Annotated in this window: 15 protein-coding genes; 1 reads left to right on the forward strand and 14 read right to left on the reverse strand. The window is 68.8% G+C overall.

Annotated elements, in window-relative coordinates:
* Positions 1-2: 2 nt before the first annotated feature.
* The 10 genes from JWM94_RS09150 to JWM94_RS09195 all read right to left on the reverse strand — a co-directional run bounded on the left by JWM94_RS09150 (position 3) and on the right by JWM94_RS09195 (position 9,092).
* Positions 3-863, reverse strand: a complete 861-nt coding sequence (locus JWM94_RS09150) for a hypothetical protein (RefSeq protein WP_299425359.1) — start codon at positions 861-863, stop codon at positions 3-5.
* On the reverse strand, positions 850-1,671 hold the full coding sequence (locus JWM94_RS09155) for an HTTM domain-containing protein (RefSeq protein ID WP_299425364.1): 822 nt from the start codon (positions 1,669-1,671) through the stop codon (positions 850-852). The genes JWM94_RS09150 and JWM94_RS09155 overlap by 14 nt, the downstream gene beginning before the upstream one ends.
* Entirely contained in the window at positions 1,668-2,177 is a 510-nt protein-coding gene (locus tag JWM94_RS09160) for a hypothetical protein (protein WP_299425367.1), read from the reverse strand. The genes JWM94_RS09155 and JWM94_RS09160 overlap by 4 nt, the downstream gene beginning before the upstream one ends.
* Positions 2,174-2,572, reverse strand: a complete 399-nt coding sequence (locus tag JWM94_RS09165; RefSeq protein WP_299425370.1) for a thiol-disulfide oxidoreductase DCC family protein — start codon at positions 2,570-2,572, stop codon at positions 2,174-2,176. The genes JWM94_RS09160 and JWM94_RS09165 overlap by 4 nt, the downstream gene beginning before the upstream one ends.
* A complete protein-coding gene (locus JWM94_RS09170) occupies positions 2,573-3,772 on the reverse strand; it encodes a putative 2OG-Fe(II) oxygenase (protein ID WP_299425373.1) in 1,200 nt (399 codons plus the stop codon).
* Entirely contained in the window at positions 3,769-4,428 is a 660-nt protein-coding gene (locus tag JWM94_RS09175; protein WP_299425378.1) for a 2OG-Fe(II) oxygenase, read from the reverse strand. Before JWM94_RS09175 ends, JWM94_RS09170 begins: the two co-directional genes overlap by 4 nt.
* A 68-nt stretch (positions 4,429-4,496) precedes the next feature.
* Entirely contained in the window at positions 4,497-5,375 is an 879-nt protein-coding gene (locus JWM94_RS09180; RefSeq protein ID WP_299425381.1) for a hypothetical protein, read from the reverse strand.
* Positions 5,368-6,432, reverse strand: a complete 1,065-nt coding sequence (locus tag JWM94_RS09185; protein WP_299425384.1) for a 50S ribosomal protein L11 methyltransferase — start codon at positions 6,430-6,432, stop codon at positions 5,368-5,370. The genes JWM94_RS09180 and JWM94_RS09185 overlap by 8 nt, the downstream gene beginning before the upstream one ends.
* 97 nt (positions 6,433-6,529) lie before the next feature.
* Complete coding sequence (locus JWM94_RS09190; protein ID WP_299425387.1) at positions 6,530-8,500, reverse strand: M13 family metallopeptidase; 1,971 nt, start codon at positions 8,498-8,500, stop codon at positions 6,530-6,532.
* Positions 8,493-9,092, reverse strand: coding sequence for a cysteine hydrolase family protein (locus tag JWM94_RS09195; RefSeq protein ID WP_299425390.1), 600 nt, complete (start codon positions 9,090-9,092; stop codon positions 8,493-8,495). Before JWM94_RS09195 ends, JWM94_RS09190 begins: the two co-directional genes overlap by 8 nt.
* A 93-nt stretch (positions 9,093-9,185) precedes the next feature.
* Between JWM94_RS09195 and JWM94_RS09200 the strand changes: the two genes are divergently transcribed.
* Positions 9,186-10,076: a LysR family transcriptional regulator gene (locus JWM94_RS09200; protein ID WP_299425395.1), complete on the forward strand. Its 891-nt coding sequence runs from the start codon at positions 9,186-9,188 to the stop codon at positions 10,074-10,076.
* Here the strand turns inward: JWM94_RS09200 and JWM94_RS09205 are convergent.
* From JWM94_RS09205 to JWM94_RS09220, 4 genes are all read right to left on the reverse strand, one after another.
* Positions 10,073-11,194, reverse strand: a complete 1,122-nt coding sequence (locus tag JWM94_RS09205) for a CaiB/BaiF CoA-transferase family protein (protein ID WP_299425398.1) — start codon at positions 11,192-11,194, stop codon at positions 10,073-10,075. The genes JWM94_RS09200 and JWM94_RS09205 overlap by 4 nt on opposite strands.
* Entirely contained in the window at positions 11,194-12,348 is a 1,155-nt protein-coding gene (locus JWM94_RS09210; RefSeq protein ID WP_299425401.1) for an acyl-CoA dehydrogenase family protein, read from the reverse strand. The genes JWM94_RS09205 and JWM94_RS09210 overlap by 1 nt, the downstream gene beginning before the upstream one ends.
* 86 nt (positions 12,349-12,434) lie before the next feature.
* The gene (locus JWM94_RS09215) at positions 12,435-14,219 is read right to left on the reverse strand and encodes a hypothetical protein (RefSeq protein ID WP_299425404.1); all 1,785 of its coding nucleotides are present in this window, start codon (positions 14,217-14,219) and stop codon (positions 12,435-12,437) included.
* Entirely contained in the window at positions 14,216-18,208 is a 3,993-nt protein-coding gene (locus JWM94_RS09220) for a baseplate J/gp47 family protein (protein WP_299425407.1), read from the reverse strand. The genes JWM94_RS09215 and JWM94_RS09220 overlap by 4 nt, the downstream gene beginning before the upstream one ends.
* Between the last annotated feature and the right edge of the window lie 2 nt (positions 18,209-18,210).

Genomic DNA, 18,210 nt, shown 5'->3' on the forward strand with positions numbered 1-18,210 from the left:
CTTCACCATAATCCCTCGCGCGTGAGCATATCGCGCTCCGCGATGCCCAACGCGGCCTGAGACCGATGCCATTCGTATACCGCGCAATTCCCGGCGATAAAGGCCATTGTCGCGAGCATCGCCGCGCGGCGCCCGATCGTTGCCGGAACCGCTGGCCGGTGCTGATTGGCCAGCAGCCGCTCCAGCGCCGGGACCGGGTCCAGCCGGACTAGCGCCGGTGCGCCGTCGGTCCTGCCAAGCACCAGCACCGCGCCGATCGTCGCGCTGCGCGCCGATTGCTCCGCAGATACCGGGAAGAAGGCGCGCGCACCCTCGTCTTCATGGTCGAGATGAAGGCCGCCCGGCAGGCCGCTTCCCACGATCCGGTCGTCGCGCCGCTGCAGGCCGATCGAATCGTCTGCCAACAACGTACCGCCGGCGTCGAGAAGCTGAGCGGTGAGCGTCGATTTTCCGATCCCCGATGGACCGGCGATCGCCAGCGCGGATCCTCCCGATGGCGTCTCGACGCCGGCCGCATGCAGCATCGTCTCGCCGCGCAGCCACATCACCGCCGGCAATGCGGTCGCGACCAGCAGGGCGGTGACCATGTCCGGATCGGCATCCGGGACGGCGGCGATATCGATCGCGTCGCGGCGACAAGCATAGCGGCCGACCCCCGGCGCCGAAAACGTCAGCGTGCGATTATCCCAGCTATACTGAGGCGCCGCCGGCTCCGCCGGCGCCAGCGAAGGCAGAGTCACGATGCGGAGGTCGGGTGCCGCCTCGCCCGGTGTCCGGTCGGGCAGCGCGCCGGGCAGGTCGCGGTCGCTGTCGATCGACAGATCGAACCCGGTCAGCCGGCGATTGCCGTCAGAGTGCGGCATGCATCGTCCGGCCCAGCACGATGACGGCGGGATAGGCTGCGGCGAACGCCCAGGGAAACAGGTTCAGCCCCATCATTACCGCTGTCGCAAAGTGGAACAGCAACATCAGCCCCAGCGCCGCGACCAGCCACGGCGTGGGCGCGAGCAAGGCGAGCGGAAACGCGGCCTCCAACAGCATCACGCCCCAGCTGGCGGCCAGCGCAACCGGGCGGTGCCGAGTCAATTGCGCGACCAGCGGATGCCCCCAGGCCTCGGCTGCCATCGCGCCCTGCAATTCGCTGCCGTCGCGCCACGTACGGATCGCCAGCTTGGAAAAACCGGCGACGGCATAGCTCAGCGTCAATTGCCCGCCTGCGACGATCACACCGGCTAACGCCATGGCGGGATCGTGCCCGCGCACGCCGATCGCGACGATCAGCGCTCCGGCCATCGCGATCATGCCCATCTTGGCGGCGCCGTCGGCCCAGAATTCGCCGCTCAGCATGATCAGACCGGCATGGCTTGCGATCAATACGGTCAGGCAGACAATCGTGGCATCCGGCGACTCGCCGACCGCAAGTGTGATCGCCGCGATCAACTGGATCACCAGGATCGTGCGCAGCACGCCGACCGACATACGTCGCCTGACCCGCCCGATCCACGGTCGCCCGCGCTGCGCCGCCAGCGCCGGCCACGGCAGCAGTCCGTCGGGCGCGAAGAGCCCGGCACTTGTCAGCCACTGCGCGGCGGCGAGCAGCATCCACGCCGCGATCAACAGACGCATCGCGGGCAGTGCGGTTGTGGCGTCGGCGAGCAATTGCGCCGTCATCGGGCATGCACGTGCGATGTGAACATGGTGCGTTCGGTGGCGCCAGCAGGGCTGTCGTCCGGATGGACCAACGCGAACTGGAAGGCGGAGGAACGCTGCGCTGGCGCAGTCTGTTGCAGATGCCGCACCAACGTCCGATAGGCGAGTGTGTCGAGCGCGGACGCGTCGTTGCCGCGCGCTGCCCGAACCGCGACGCGATGCGCCGACAGCCACACGATCGCCGCGCGATGCTGTTCGGGAAACCACAACCAGGTCAGGGCGTGGCGGGACGGGTAAATGCGGACCGGCGTCCAGTCGCCGAGATCGCCTTCATGGCTGCCGCAGCGGAGTTCGATCGCGACCTCGAACCGGGTGGGTTGCGGAATGAAGAACTTCCAGCGCGGCACGATGCCGAGCACGTCGAGGCCGAGCGCGCGCGTGCTGAAAGGCCGGAACTGGAACAGCAACGTCACGGCCAGATAGGCCAGCGCGGCAAGCACGGCGGGATGGAGGAGCAGGGGTTTCACCGCTCGCCAGCCTCGCTCGGCAAGGCGCAGGCATGACGCATGCCGAACCAGCGGTAGCGATTGCGCGCAACCCAGCGATACACGCGATCGCGAACGAAACGCGGCACCACGCGCGCAACAACCGCCGCCGCGCGCCACGGCCAGCCCAACGCGGCCAACACGTACAACGCCGCATCGGATTCGGTGCGTGCGCGGCCGTCGGCGACCACGATCATCGTCGCCAGCGCGTCGGGATCGAGCCCATGGTCGAGATAGGCGGCACGGCCGAGCGCGCTTTGCGCGGGGACGAGGCGAAAGATGTGCTGCCGGTCGTGGCGAATGACGAACGCCATGCTGACCGAGCACAGCATGCATTTCTTGTCATAGACGATCATCTTCTGGGTCGGTGCGCGCATTCAATCGGGTCCGATGTCGAATGCGACGCAAATGCGCTTGCCCGCCGCACGGTGCGGGAAGGTGCGATGATAGCTGTGCGATGGAAACAGCGCTAGCAGACCCGGTTGCGGCCGCACCAGATGATGGCCGATCGCCGCGGCGGTTTCCGCGCTCAATATGCGATCGGACAGGCCGAGCATCAGGCATCCGTCGCGATCGGTGCCCGCACTCACCGGCTCTGGCACGGCGACATAATAGACGCCGCTCATCCAGCCGAACGGGTGCATGTGCCAGCGCTCATAGCCCGACCCTTCGGTAATGACGCACCAGCTGCGCATCACCGCCTGCCGCGGTGCCGCGGCGATCCACGGATGCTCGGTCCCGGCTAGCGCATCGGCGTGGCGCTGCGCCGTGGCGACGATCCGCTCGACCAGCAATCGCGCCAGCGGGCCGTCGCCGGCAGCGAGCGTATCGATCCGCCAGCTTTCGACCGACGCGGTGCCGTGCCGTTCGTATCGGATCGCGGGGTGCGCGAGCAGTTCGGCCGCCAGCGCGGCGTTGAACGCGGCCAGGCTGCCCCATCCCTCGGGCGGATCGATCACGTCCTGGTACAGAAAATCGTCGAGGCGCAGCGTATCGCGTGCGGCGTCTTGCTCGCTGAGCATCGCCAACGCCGTCGCCCGCGCTTCGAACAAGCGCGCGTGGCCCACGCCTTGTGCCGCCAGCATATCGGTCACCGCGAGCGCCGCCGCGGCGTCGCCGTGCAACAGCAGATCGACGGTGAGCCGCTTGCAGGCATCGTGATGGCCCGGATCGGCGCGAAGCGCGTCGCGCAGGGCGGTACGTGCAGGCTCGCTCTGGGCCAATCGAAACAACGCTTTGGCTTGATCTGCCAATGCGGCGGCGCGTTCGCGTTCGTCGCTCGCCAGCGCCACCGCGGCAGTCGTCGCCTGAAGCGCGCGTTGGGTGTCACCCTCGTCTTTTCGCGCGAAATACGCAGCCGCCAGCAGCATCTGCTCGTCGTGGCAAAGTGCGTCCGCGGTCCCGAGCAGCTCGATCGTTTCGGCGAACACGTCGAGCTGGTTGAGCAACACCGCCAGCCGCTGGCGGACACCCGGCGATGCCGTGCGGTCACGCACCGCCGCGCGAAGCACCGCGCATTCCTGCACCGCGTTCATCGCGCGCGGCGTTTCGCCCCGGATCGCCGTCAGGTGGCTCACGCGGCAGTACCGGCGCCAGCCGTCGGGAGCATGACTTCGCGCATGAACCATCCGGTGAACACGCGCCGCGGCCCGCCCGACGCCACCGGATGGACACGATGCTCGATGTCGTTGCCGAGGTCGAAGATCAACGCCGTGCCCGCGCGCGCATGATCGAAACAGCGCGCGCTCGCCGGATCGTCCACTCGGCGCATTTCGAACAGGCCACCCGTATAAATGGTGTCGGTGAAGCTGATCGTGACGCCGAGCGCGCGTCGGACTTGTTGCAGGTCGTTATGCCATTCGAGCGCGTCGCCGCCGCCGCTGCGGGTCTGCACCAACCGCCCCTCGGCGCCAGCGAGCCCGGTGCGACCGGTGACCGCCTCGAGCCAGCGGAACAGGTTGGGGCGTTGCAGCAGGACGTTGATCGTGCCGCCGACGCGTTGCGGCTCCTCGACCGCGCGAGTCCCCAGTTCGACGACATAATCGTCGCGAAACTGCGTCGTGCTCGCTGCCGTGAGAAGCCGGGGGAACAAGGCTGCGTCGAAGATATCGCGACAGACGATCGCGCGCTGGCCGGCGAAGGCCGCGGCCCATGGCGCCGGGTCGGCGAACAGCTCGGTCTGCGCGGCGCCGATCGAGAAGGGACGCTCGGGATTTTCGGTGAAATGGCGCAATTATCGACCCCGGTTGGCGGTTTCGCCTGCTTACGGCGCGCGCCGGAACGTGAAAAGGCCGGAAGCGATCATCGCCGCTGGTGGCGACGCAGCAGCGCCATGGCTTCAGCCGCGCGCGTCGCCGGCATGACATCGCGCGCGCTCGACGCCGGCGGCATGGTCGCGAACCCGATCCGTTGCGCGGTCTGAAACACCGTCGCGATGCGCAGACTGCGCCCGGGCATGAAGCGCATCCACTTCGGCCGGAATATCTGTCCGGCCAGCGTCGCCGTGAGCGCCGAAGGGTCGGACCCGATCGGCTGGTCGCGGAGCAGCAGCAGCATCGCCAGCGGCACCGGCCGGTCGGGATCGACCCGCGGCGGCAACGCGAGCCGCTTCGGCTGGTCCTTGTCGTCGCCGATCCGCTCGGTCAGCCGGATCGCGGGGCGACCGGGGATCAGCATCGGCGCGCCGCCCGTCCTGTTCGGCAGCAGGACGGACAAATCGTCCGACACCAAATGTCCGCCGCACTCGACCAACGCTTGCGCCAGCGTCGATTTGCCCGCGCCCGATTCGCCCGCGACCAGGATCGCGTGGCCGTCGAACGCCACCGCCGATCCGTGCAGCGGGACCAGCCCGCGCCACGCGAGTACCTGCGCGGCGACGGTGCCGCACAGCGCCAGCGGCACCGCGTCCACGCCGTCCGCGACCCAATCGATCCGCTGTCCGTCATACATGTCGATGACCGCGCCATCCAAAGCGAACCGCGTGCCGTCGGCGAACAGTTCGCCGCGATTGACTTGGCGCCCGCCGGAGCGCGGTTCCAGCACCGCGCGGCGCCTGATCTCGACATCGATCGCGCGCCCGTCGTCGGGCGCGTCGGCGAACCACGGATTGGGCCAGTCGGATCGCCAGCGCAGCCCGAAGGCCTGTGTCACGAAACTACCGGCCGGCATGACGTCAGGCATTCGCGGCCCGGACCGCATCGAGCGTCAGGATCAGGTCCCGGTGGCGCAGCGTGACCGCGATCCTGTCGCCCGGCTGCGTTTCCATCGGTTCGGGAAATGCCTGATACGTCGCCGCCCAGTGCGAATCGGGGCCGTCGGCGAACGGATCGTTCTCCAGCGCCGCACCGTCGGGAAAGCGGATCGCGATCCACTGGACGATGCCGTCGATCCGGCCACCGTCCGATTCGAGCATGATCGTTTCCGATGCCGCGCCGAATGGCGGCGGCGAGTCATAGTCCATCGCGAGCGCCGATCCCGGCGCGGAGCAAGGCTCGAGCCCGCGCCGCACATTCGACCACATGCTGCGCACCGGGCGCACCAGCAATTCGAACGGGGAGAGGTCGAACCCATGGACGTCGGCGAGCGTCTCGGGCGGGGTCGATGCCGCGTTCGCCGCCAGTGCGCAGCGCACCGCCGCGCCGCGCGGCAGCGATGGCGCGCCGGGCTTGAGCAGCCGCTGCCGCGCATCGGCGAGCGCGCCGGTCACGCCTTCGTCGAACAATTGGGTGCCGAAAATCTCGTGGACGACCAGATCGGCGGGGCGCGGCAGGTCGCCGGGGATCGTCATCGCGTCGGAGCGTTTCGCGACGATCGTGACTCGGTCCGCATATCCGTTGCGCTCGACAATGTTCTGCGCCGCTGCGGCGATCAGCGGGTTCTGCTCGCAGGTGACGACTTGGGCGCCGGCGCGCGCAGCGATCAGCGCGAGCAACCCCGACCCCGCGCCGATTTCGAGCACCAGCATTCCCGGCCGCACGATCGCTTCGATCGCGCGCGCATAGGCACCGTTGCGAACGGGATCGAGCAGCATGGGACCATGAAATCCCGCGACCCGCGACGACAATGCAGTGCGCACCTTGGTGCGCAGCGCGAAATCGCCCGGCGCCGCGGCGATCGCCGCCTCGCCGATCGCCAGCGCATCGGCATGGTGCCCGCGGTCGCGCAGCAACGCGCACAGCATCGCCATTTCGCGCGGCTTGCCGCGAAATTCGGGATACCGGGCGAAGATGTCGGTCACGCGTCGATCGTCCTTGCAGGCCACAAACGCGCCTTGTCAGACTAAGCACGATGCCGCCAGCCCGGGCAATACGCGCGCGCGAAATCGCAGTTCGATGCTACCAGGCGCGGACCCGCGCCGCCGGTGCCGTGTACAGTGCATCGCCCGGCTTTACGCCAAAGGCGCGCGCCCAGGCGTCCATGTTGCGTACCAGGTTGCTGCGGCATCGCGGCGGCGCGTGATTGTCGTGCTCGATTTGCGCGCGCAGCGCGTCGTCGGTTTGCAGCCGCCGCCAGCGCTGCGCGAACGCGACGAAGAACCGCTGGTCGCCGGTCAGCCCGTTCACCACCCGGTCGGGCTTGCCGCGCAGCGACAGATGATAGGCGTCATACGCGGCGGCGAGCCCGCGAAGGTCGGCCACGCTTTCGACCAGCACCTGATTGCCGCGCGCGGTGAGGCCGGGGGCCGCGACGCACGCGTCGAGCTGGCTGGCGAGCGGCGCGGCGGCGGCGCGGGCTCGCGCGAGATCGTCCTTGGTCACCCACAGACCCAGCCTTCCCTGCGCGTCGTAGATATTGCCGACTTCATCGAAGCTGTGGCTGATTTCATGCGCGAGACCCGCACCGGCCGAGCCGTAATTGGCCGCAGCGTCGCCGTCCGCGTCGAAATAGGGCGGCTGGAACAGCCCGACGGCGAACTCCATCGTGTTGGGGCTCAGGTCGAGGATCGCCGCGACCAGTTGCGGGTGCAGCCCGGCGGGCCATTCGTTAGGGTCGACCGGGCGGCGCAGCTTGGCCAGTTCGTGGGCGTAGGCAAAGGCTTCGGCACGCCGCAGATTGCCGAACGCGTCGCCGCGCACGACGCTTAGCGCGGTGTAATCGACCCAGCGATCGGGATAGCCCAGCCCGATCCTCAGCGCGGCCAGCTTCGCCATCGCCTTTGTCCTGGTCGCGGACGCCATCCACGTCGCCTTGACCAGCTGCGCGCGAAACGCGGTGCGGATAGTGTCGACCATGATCGTCGCGGCCGCCTTGGCGCGCAGCGGGAAATAGCGTTCAACGTATAGCCGGCCGATCGCGTCGCCGAACACCGCGCCGGTGGCGTCGATCGCGTCGGGCGCGTCAGTGCCGCGAACCGCGCGCGGCAGCACCGCGGCGTAATGATCGATCAGGTGGAAGGCGAGATAGTCCTTCCACGCGTCGAGCGGCTGGGTCGCGACCAATCGGGCGACGCCGATCACCGCGCCGGGTTGCCACACGACGAAGCTCTGTGCTGCATCGAGCCCCGCCGCCGCGAAATAGCCGACCCAGTCGATCCCCGGCGCCCGCGCGGCGAAGTCGGCGCGGCGCCAGCTATTGTCGGTCTTGAACACGTCGTCGGTGTCGGCGCGCGACGCATGCGTGCGGGCGATGGCAGTTTCGAGGTCGAGAACGCGCGCCGCGCGCGTATCGGGCTGGTCGAACCCGGCGAGCGTCAGTACCGCGGCGATGCGCGCGCGATAATCCGCGCGGTGCGCGGTCGCCGCCGTACCGGAGTCGAGATAATCGTTAGCCGCCAGCCCGAGCCCGCCCTGCACCAAATGCGCGGCGTAACGCGACGGGTCATGGAAGCCTTGATGGATCCACACGCCGAACAGGCTCTCGGTCTGCTGGTTGCCGCCGTCGTCGAGGCGGACATTGCGGCCGAGCCAGCCCGCCAGCGCGCGCCGGTCGGCGATCGCGGCGATCGCGGCGAGGTCGCCCGACAGCGGGGCCAGCCCCTTGGCCTCGATCGCGACGGTGTCGCGCCGGGTGATGTAATAATCGGCGATCTTGCGGACGTCGGGCCGTACGGCGCCGCGCGCGGTGGCGGCAACGGCATCGTCGATCAGCCCGCGCACGCGCCGTGCATTTTCCGCGCGCAGCATCGCCGACGTGTCGATCTTCGCCACGCCCTCCGGCAGTCGCGTCGTACGCAGCCAGTCGCCATTGGCGTACGCGTAGAAATCGTCGCCGGGCCGAACCGATCGATCCACATCGAGCGCGGCTGCCAGCGCGGTGCCGGCCAGCATCAGACCGGCCATCAGAAACGTGCTGCAGAATTTAGCCATGCTTGGTCTCCTCGATCGGCATTTCGTCCTCGCCCAAGGCGGCGATCAGCCAGTGCGTGTCGATGACCCGCGCGAATTCATCGTGGAGATCGCTGAGCGCGGCCTGATGGACCTCCTCGGCCGAGCGAATCGCTCCATCGAGGTTCGCGCGGGCGAACGCGGCGGTCGCGTCCGCCGCCACGAACGTCCGGAAGCCCAGATTGCCCGCCATCCGCGCGGTGGTTGAAACGCAGTGGTTGGTCGTCAGCCCGGCGATGACCAACGTCGTAATGCCGCGCTCGTACAGATCGGCGCTGAGCCGCGTGCCGATAAAGGCGCTGTTGACGGTCTTTCGATAGACCGGCTCCGTGCCCGTCGGCAGCGCTTCCGGCTTGGGCTCGCCCCCGGGCGTGCCCCAGCGCAGCCGGCCCGACAGCTTCGGCGAATTGTGATGGACGTGCATCACTGGCGCGTGGGCCGCGCGCCACGCCGCGATCAGCGTCGCGATATTGGCCTCCGCGCCGGGATTGTTGCGCGGACCCCAGGCGGGATCGTCGAACCCGCGTTGCACATCGATCACCAGCAAGGCGGTGTTTTGCGGAAAGCGTTTCAAGCGTTTTGGCCCTCACCCAGCCACCTCATTGCCCGCTTGGCGGGGCGTGCCAAAACGGCGATAAAGGCATCGGAAAAACCGATGGGTCAGGGAATGGCGCGCGATTTGGAGGTTCGTCACTGCCGCGCTTTGGTCGCGGTGCACGACGGTGGCGGGGTCGGCGCGGCGGCGCGCGCGCTCGGCGTGGCGCAATCGACGGTGTCCGAAACCTTGCTGTCGCTCGAACGGCTGCTCGGCGTGCCCGTCACGCTGCGCCGCGCCGGTCGTGAGGCGATGCTGACCCCAGCGGCCGAGGCCTTGCTGCCGCACGCCCGGTCGCTGATCGCGGCATCCGAGGCGGTGATGAGCGCGGGCGCGCGGCACGGTCGCGCGAGCGTGCGGCTCGGCACGGTCGAATCGATCAGCTCGTTCCTGCTGCCCGATCCGCTCGGCGCGTTTCGCCGGCAATGGCCGGGCATCGACGTGCGGATCACGATCGGGCTGTGCGAGGATTTGCGGCGGCGCGTCGAGCGGTCGGAGCTGGACGCGGCGCTCACCATCGAAGGCGCCAATCAGGGCGCTCCGGGGCTGCTGTCGCCGGTTGGCCTGCGGCTGATCGTCGCGCCGGGCCATCCGTTAGCGGGTCGCATCATGACGGGCGACGATCTGGCGGCGCGGACATTGCTGCTGTCCGATTCGGAAGGGTCGTTCAACGACCTGTTGCGATCGTGGGCGGCACGCGCCGACGGTCAGGCGGCCTTCGAATCGGCGGGCAGCGTCGAGGGGGTGAAGCGCGGCGTGCTCAACGCCGATGCGATCGGCGTCCTGCCCGATTATGCCGTTGCGGAAGATCTGGCGGCGGGGTCGCTAGTCGCGTTGCGGTTCGACCAGCCGCTGCCCGCCATCGCGCTCCGCCTGACGACGTTGGCCATTCCCGTGACGGGATCGCCGCTGGAAAGTCTGGCGGCACGAATCCGCGATGCGCTGATTCCGGCAGACGATTAGCCGGCGAATTCGCGGCGGATGGCGTCGCTATGCTCGCCGATCGCCGGCACCGTACCGGCAGGCCGCGCGCCATCGGCCCAGCGGATCGGCGCCGCGGGCAACGCGACCGGGCCGCTGGCGGTCTCCGCCGTGACTCGGCGCAAATGCGCGTGCCGCGACAAGTCCGCGACCTCGTTGAGCGACGCGAAGGCGATCCCGGCGGCGGCCAGTCGGGCGACCACGGCAGCGGCATCGAGCGTGGCGAACTCCGCCGCGATCGCGGCATCGAGCGCGGCGCGGTTCGCGCTCCGTCGGCTGTTGTCGGCGAACCGCGCATCCTCGGCCATATCGGGCAGCGCGAGCACATCGGTGCAGAAGGCGCGCCACTCGCGCTCGTTCTGGATCGACAGCACCACCTGCCGCGCGTCGCCGCAGGCATAGGCACCGTAAGGCGCGATGGTCGCGTGATGCAGCCCGGCGCGCGCCGGTGCCTTGCCGGCATAATCGTAATGCAGCAGCGGCACGCTCATCCAGTCGGCGATCGAATCGAACAGTGACACCGCGATGCCGCTGCCCGTCCCGGTCCGGCCGCGCGCGATCAGCGCCTCGAGTACGGCGGCATGCGCGTTCATCCCGCACGCAATGTCGGCGACCGACACGCCGACCCGCCCGGCTTCGCTCTGCCCACCGGTGATCGCGGCGAGCCCGGTCTCGCACTGGACGAGGAAATCGTATGCCTTCATCGCGGCGGCCGGGCCGTCCTCGCCATACCCCGAAATATCGACGGTGATCAGGCGGGGATGCCGCGCGCGCAGATCGTCGGAGCCGAACCCGGCCCGCGCCGCGCCGCCGGGGGCGAGGTTCTGCACGAACACGTCCGCCCGGCCGACAATCCGCGCGAGCAGCGCAGCGTCATCGGGCTGCTTGATGTCGAGCACCAAACTCTCCTTGCCGCGGTTGAGCCACACGAAATAGGCGCTCTCGCCGTGGACGACGTGGTCGTACCGCCGCGCGAAATCGCCCTCGGTGCGCTCGACCTTGATGACGCGCGCGCCGGCCTCCGCGAGGCGCAACGTGCAGAGCGGCGCGGCTACCGCCTGTTCGAGGCTGACGACGAGGATGCCGTCCAACGCGGCCATCAGAACGACTTGGGGAGTTTCAGCACGTGCGTCGCGACATGGCTGAGGATCAGGTTCGTGCTGATCGGCGCGACCTGGTACAGCCGGGTCTCGCGGAATTTGCGCTCGATGTCGTACTCCTCGGCGAAGCCGAACCCGCCGTGCGTCTGCACGCACATGTCCGCGGCGTACCAGCTCGCCTCCGACGCCAGCATCTTCGCCATGTTCGCCTCTGTGCCACACGGTTCACCAGCGTCGAACATTGCCGCGGCCTTGTCGACCATCAGCGCCGCCGCCGACAGCTGGACGTGCGCGCGGGCGATCGGGAATTGCACGCCCTGATTCTCGCCGATCGCCCGCCCGAACACCGACCGGTCGCTCGCATACACCGACGCGCGGTCGATGAAGAATCGCCCGTCGCCGATGCACTCGCTGGCGATCAGGATGCGCTCGGCGTTCATCCCGTCGAGAATGTAGCGAAAGCCCTTGCCCTCCCCGCCGATCAGATTCTCGGCGGGCACGCGCAGATCGTCGAAGAACAATTCGGTGGTCGCGTGGTTCAGCATCGTGCGGACCGGGCGGATCGTCAGCCCGTTGCCGACCGCATCGCGCATGTCGACCAGCAGCACGCTCATCCCGTCGCCGGGCGCGGCCTCGTCGCGCGGTGCGGTGCGGACCAGCAGTACCATCAGGTCGCTATGCTCGGCGCGGCTGATCCAGATCTTCTGGCCGCTGACGACGTAGTCGCCGCCATCGCGGCGTGCGAAGGTCCGGATGCGCGTCGTGTCGGTGCCGCTCCCCGGTTCGGTCACGGCGAACGCCTGGAGCCGCAAGTCGCCCGACGCGATGTTTGGCAAATACTTCGCCCTCTGCGCCGCGGAACCGTGCTTGAGCAACGTGCCCATCACGTACATCTGCGCGTGACACGCCGCGCCGTTGCCGCCCGACCGGTGGATTTCCTCGAGGATCGCCGCCGCCGCCGCCAGCCCGAGCCCCGATCCGCCATACTCCTCGGGGATCAGTACCGACAGGAAGCCCGCGCGAGTTAGCGCATCGACGAACTCGCTGGGATAGGCGCGGTCGCGGTCCTTGGACTGCCAATAGGTGCCGGGAAAATCGGCGCAGAGCCGCCGGACGGATTCGCGAATATCGGCAATGTTCGGCTCGGCGGTCATCCCGGTCCCCCAGCGCGCCATATTTGGTCCGGCTGAGTTCGTCTATGCCCGGGCGCTCGTGCCGCCGGGCTTGGGCTAGCGGAATCCTAGTGCCACGAGAGGGCATATCGCTGCCCGGCCGGTAGGACATCGGTGATCGCGCTGTGCAACAGCGCCGCGCGCGGGAAATGTCGATCGCCACCAAAAGCGCCGATCTCGCCGCCATCGCTGGCGCCAGTGGTGATCGCATGGTCGGCGTGTCGGTCGAGACGGGCGTAGCCGGGCTCACCGAGAAGCTTCGAGCGCCACCGTACTCCTGTCGCATCGGTGGCGATCGAGGTCGCGATATGTCCGCGACCCGGATGCTCGACGGCCAGCGTGCCGGCAAACAACGTATCGTCTGCCGTCAGCTGCGCGAGATCGGCATCGCCGATCACGGTCGACCGCCGCGTCGTGAGAATAGGCCGCCGGGCGATTGCGGGAAGCTGGTCGTAACCGTCGATGACGCAGTTTTGGAGATCGACATGAACGCCGCGCGCAAGATCGAGCGGGCCGACAAGGCTGTCGGCAATTGCCACATGCTGGCCCGGCACAGCGTGGCCAATCGCAATCGCCGGCATCGCTTGCCGGGCGCGACGCATCGCCGAACAGGCATGGAGCGTGCAATGCGTCATGCGCATCGCGACCCTTCCCTCGATCCTGATTGCGCCGTCGATCCATAAACCATCCAGCACGAGATCGAGCCCCGATCCCGTCCCGCGCAACTCCAGCGCGCCGCGAACCGTCGGCGATTCACCGGCCGCGGCTTCGATCGCCAGGCGCCGGGGAGCATCGGGATCGGCCAGACAAACGTCGGCCTGATCGTGAATCGCCGCGTCCCCGATGTCGTAGGTGGCGCTGTCGAGGATGCGGATCAGCCCGCATCCCGGCACCGCGCGGAACGCGGCGAGCGCATCGCCGAGCGACGAAAAGACGGGCGACTTAGCTCCGGGGGTCGGCACGGCGAAACGATCGACCTCGGCCACCCAGGATGCCGAGCGTGCGGGCAAGGGCCGGTCATAGCTGCCGCCGCCAATCGTCCCCGGCGGTACCCAGCCGAAGCTCGCGAGCAACGGTACCCCGACCAGCGCGGGGTCGAGGATGACCAGGCGGCCGCGCCGGGGATCGACCGCGACCGCCGCATCCGGGGGATGTTTGCCGCGTGTCTGCCACTCGTCCAGCGCGGTCAGGACGATGCGCTCGGGCGCAATGCCGTGCCATTCGCCCGCCGCGTCCGCGACCTGAAGCTCAATTGCCCCCGCGACCGCCCCTGGGTTCTCGTCCAAGCCAAGCGGCAAGGGTGCGTCGTGCTCGGCGGCGAAAATCCGATCCATGCCCGGGCAGCGGTCGGGCATTTTGTACAACGGCGCGTCGATGCCGAGCGGATGAAGCCAGAAAGCGCGCGAACCGGTCCGCGCCCGGTCGAACGGCGCGGGTGTCAGCAGCGCGGAGCGGCATGCCTGGTTTTGCCAGACTTGGATCGAGACCGACCCTTCCTCATCGGCGGCGGCGATGGCGACGGGCCATCCGGACAGGTCGCGAAGTCGGGTTTCCGCCGCCGCGCGGGTGCCTTCGCGACGACGATACGCTACCGCGTCGGCGACCAGCGCGCGGTGGTCGGCGGTATCGGCCTGACGATCGCTCGCTCCGACCAGCGCGCCGATGCGATCGAGCGCGGCATGGTCGGCGGTCTCGACGAACCAATCGCGGTAAAGCCCGTCGATATCGCGTTCGATCTGGCCGCGGCCAACCTCCAGGACCTCGGTCAAATCGCGCAACGCATGGTGATTGCGCGCGTCGAGCCGGCGGTACAATTCGGGCAACAGGTCGTAGATGCGGCGTGTCGCGGTCATGGCCGCAGCTCGATGCGAATGCCCGCCGGATCGATCGCGATGCGGTCAGGCGCGCCGGGCGTCGCGGCGGTTACGCCGTCCGGCGGCCGGATTCGGCTGGCCATCGCGCGCTCGACGCCCGGTACGCTCTTGGCGACCACGGCGATGTCGATCGGATCGAGCGGGACACCGAGCGGGCGGCCATCCGCGTCGAATGCCGCGACCAGCCGTGCGCGCACATCGTCGAGCACGGCATCGCCATCCGCGTCGATCATTAACGTGACCACTAGGTCGATCCCGACCAGCAGCGTGCGCGCAGACACTATTTTGAGCGTCACCCGACGCGGCGAGGCAATTTCGATCCAATGGCGCAATCCGGCCCAGTCGTGCTGCGCCGTGACAGGCTCGGCCGACACGACGGTCAGCAATAGATGGGGGTCTTCGCCTTGGCGCGCGATCATCGCCGCCGCGGCCGACTGGATTCCGGGATAGGCCAGCGCGCGTGTGGTATGGTCGGCAATCGTCACGACGCGATCGACCGCCATCGCCCGCTCGCGCGTTCTGGCGCGCAGATGCTCGATAGACTCGGCCTCCGCGCCACCCGTGGCGGCCAGTGGATTGGCAACCGACCGGATACCGGGAACTCGCTTGCGCAGCGCGGTCAGCGTGTTCGCGGCGACATTGCCGGTGCGCCCGGCGCCGACGCGATAGGTCGCGACGATATTGTTCTCGCCCGAGGGCAAACGGGCTCCATGGTGGCCGTCGCCGAAGCGGATGAAGGTGCTGCCATTGGCGTCGGTCATCAGTTCGTAGACGCGGTCGTTCGCGTCGTGACGGGGCAGCCCCGTTGTCCGGCTCCACGCCTCGCCGCGAATCCCGGCGGGCTGGGCGCCGAAGCGCAGGGCGCGACCGGTATCGCCATTGACTTCGAGCGTGAGCAACGGCCGCGGTGTTCCGTCGGCGTCGCGGGCGTAGGACAAGGGTCCGCGATGAAGGCGAAACATCTGGTTGGCGCGCGATGGCTGGCCGGTGCCGAGGATTTCCAGCGGCACGGCCTCTCCCTGCGTTGCGGCGACGACGTTGGCCGAGACGGAGCATGAATACCGGTCGTAGAGCTGGCGCAGGGCGGGCTGGATATCGATGTGCCATCGACCGTCGGGGGCGGTCGCGATCGCCGCGACGGTCACGATCTCGGCGTGCACCGCCGTATCGGGGGTAGCGGGAACGATGACGACATGGACCGCGGCGGTGGGATACTGCCGCTCTCCGCCGGATGTGGCGATGGTCCAGGTCCCGGACGGGTCCGCGGGAGCGGCCAGCACATCCTCCAGACCGACCGACGTGATCGCGATCGCACCGTCCACGGTGTCGAGGCGCCAAGCGCGACCGCCGTCATGAAGCAGCCACAGGCTGGCCGGAACGACGATATCGACCGCAGCGTCGGGCGACAGCTTGATGCCTGCCGCCGACAGGCTGTCTTTCAGCGCCGCGGGCAACCCGGCCTGATCGAGTTGCGGCGCGATATCGGCGAAACATTGCGCGACCGGGGCGGGTAGTTTGGACGTGAGCACGGACATCACCGCTGCGCGCGGGCGCGAGCCGCTGACGATCAATCGCCGGCCCGGGACGATCTCTGCCGCGCCCGCGTCGAGGGTCAGCCGGTCGCCGCCAATCCCCGGCACAGCGACGGTCCGTGGGGTGTGCGCCGCGACCGGGCGGCTGTCGAACCACGCCGTGGCGGCACGCGGATCGAACGCGGGCAGGTCCGGTCGCTCGAGCAAGACGCGAGTCACCGTCGCTTGCTTGCCGAAGCCGCGCGCCGCCACCGTCTCATTGCCGGCGATCGACCGCAATGCAGGCCGCGCCGTCACCGCCGCCGGCGAGAGGACGAGCGCCAGTTGGCCCGGTGCGTCGATCCCGATTGCCTTGCGGTCGAGCAACAGCGCCGATCCGCCGGTCGTGAAATCGGGCCATTCGGTGTTGAGCACCGCGCTTGGCGCCACCGCGATAACGTTCGCTTGCGATGTCATCGCGGTCGCGCCGACATCGCCGCCCACGATCGCGATGCGGTGCGCAACGCGGAGCCCGGCTTCGGCGAAAAGCCGGTAGGCCTCACCCAAATCGCCTGGCTGGGTCACGTCCCAGACCTTGCCCGGTTCGATTACCACGACTTGCGAATCTGGCGACAACGCTATCGGGAAACGCGCAAAGCGGGCGATCAATCCGGGGCCGACTTTACCCTCGTCCAGTCCCTTCGTCAGCGACAGGTCGGTGGTGAAGAGGTCGAGTTCCTGCACCGCCCAGGGCGACCAGCGCGCCGCGTCGGGGCCGGAGCGCGTCACCCCGCCATCGGTCGCCGCGATCACCCCCGACGATGTCGCCGCCAGCTTGTGCACACCCGGGTTGCCCTGCTCGGTGTAGATGCTGAAATCGGCCCATCGGTTGAGGTCCGGCGTCGCGGCGATTCCCGCCGACGACGCCACGAACAACGTCGCCACGGGGTTCCCATCGACGGCGACGACGTTCGCGGCGAGGTCGTGCAGTTGCGCGCCGGCCGGCAGCGTCGGCGTGTCGACGACGAACCAGTCCGCCCCATCGACCGGGCTGGCGAACAGGCCATGATCGGTGGCGGCGACCAGCCAGCCGGCGAACTCGGCTAACGCGGCGATCTTGACGGCGGCGGCCCCGCTCTCGGGATTGATCTGGGCAAATCCGTCGTTGAACGGGGTCCAGTGCAAATCGTTGGCCGCCCGGCGCAACACGCCGTGATCGGTCCCGGCAAACACGTTGCCGGCTCCAGCGGTAATCACGAGCGACCGGATCGCGCCGGTCAGCGGCCAGACGTTAGTCGCCGGCCGCTTCGCCAGATGCAGCACGTCGAGCATTTCGCGGCCGAACCCGGTCGGCGGGGTCCAGGCGACCGTCGGCGGCAAAACGGTCCAGCTCGTTCCGCCGTCGCTCGATTGCAGCACCTTGCCCGACACGTCGCCGGCGTACAGCACGTCACCGGCGGCCGTGACGGCGAGCAGGTCGAAGCGTCCCGATGGTAACGCCAGCGCGCGCCATGATACGCCATGATCGTCCGACCGCCACGCGCCGCTGCCGACGGCATAGAGGATGTCGTCCGGCGTCGCGACCATCGCCGCGACATCGCCGGCGATGGCGACGCTTCGCCATGGCCCGGTCGCCGCACTGTCCTGGCGCAGCACGCCCCCCGCGCGAACCCCGATCTTCGTCTGCGTCGCCGCCGGCACGTCACTCCACGCCGCCGCATTGTTGCCGAACAATCCCGCGTTGCGCGACAGCAGCACGATCTCGGCGACCGGATAGGCCCAGTCTTCCTTCGGCCCGCCGAGCGGCTCCGTCCACGTCACGATCGTGCACCCCTGCCGCCGGTCGGAGACGACCTCAGCGATCGTGACGAGCCAGCTGCGCGGCGGATCGCCGTCGTCGTCTACGCGCAAGTACAATGCCATGCCGGCGCGCGCGCCGCTGTCGGTGCCGGCAAGCCGAATGCTGCGGCTCGAAGGACGCAGCGTTGGCACCTCGGCCGGGCGATCGGGTAGCACCGGCAGCGCGTTCCACACCGCCCTCAACTCGATCGGGCCATATGACTCGAACACCACCGGCAATTGGCCGGCGGGGGGCACGTTCTGGACCACCAGCGGATGGTCGGGGGACACGCTCAGCCGATCTGGCTGACCGGCAATATCGGTGACGCGCACGGCCAGATAGGCCGACGCGGAAATTGCCGGGATGCGCTGTTGCCCGACCATCGCAGCCAGCGCGATGACCGAAAACGGCTCGACCGCGCTGTCGAGATAGCCTTCCACGGCGATCCGGCCGCGATAAAAGTCCAGGACCCGGCAGACCCTGGCCCATGCCGCGATCAGCACGTTGGTGAAGTCGCCGGGGTGCGTCGCGGGAATGCGCGCCATTTGCGTGTGGCGCTGCGCCGCCCAGGTCATTGCCTGCGCGAGCGTGCGTTGATCCGCTTGGGGTGTCGCCATCT

The sequence above is a fragment of the Sphingomonas bacterium genome (genome assembly GCF_028289855.1).
Taxonomy (GTDB): Bacteria; Pseudomonadota; Alphaproteobacteria; order Sphingomonadales; family Sphingomonadaceae; genus Sphingomonas.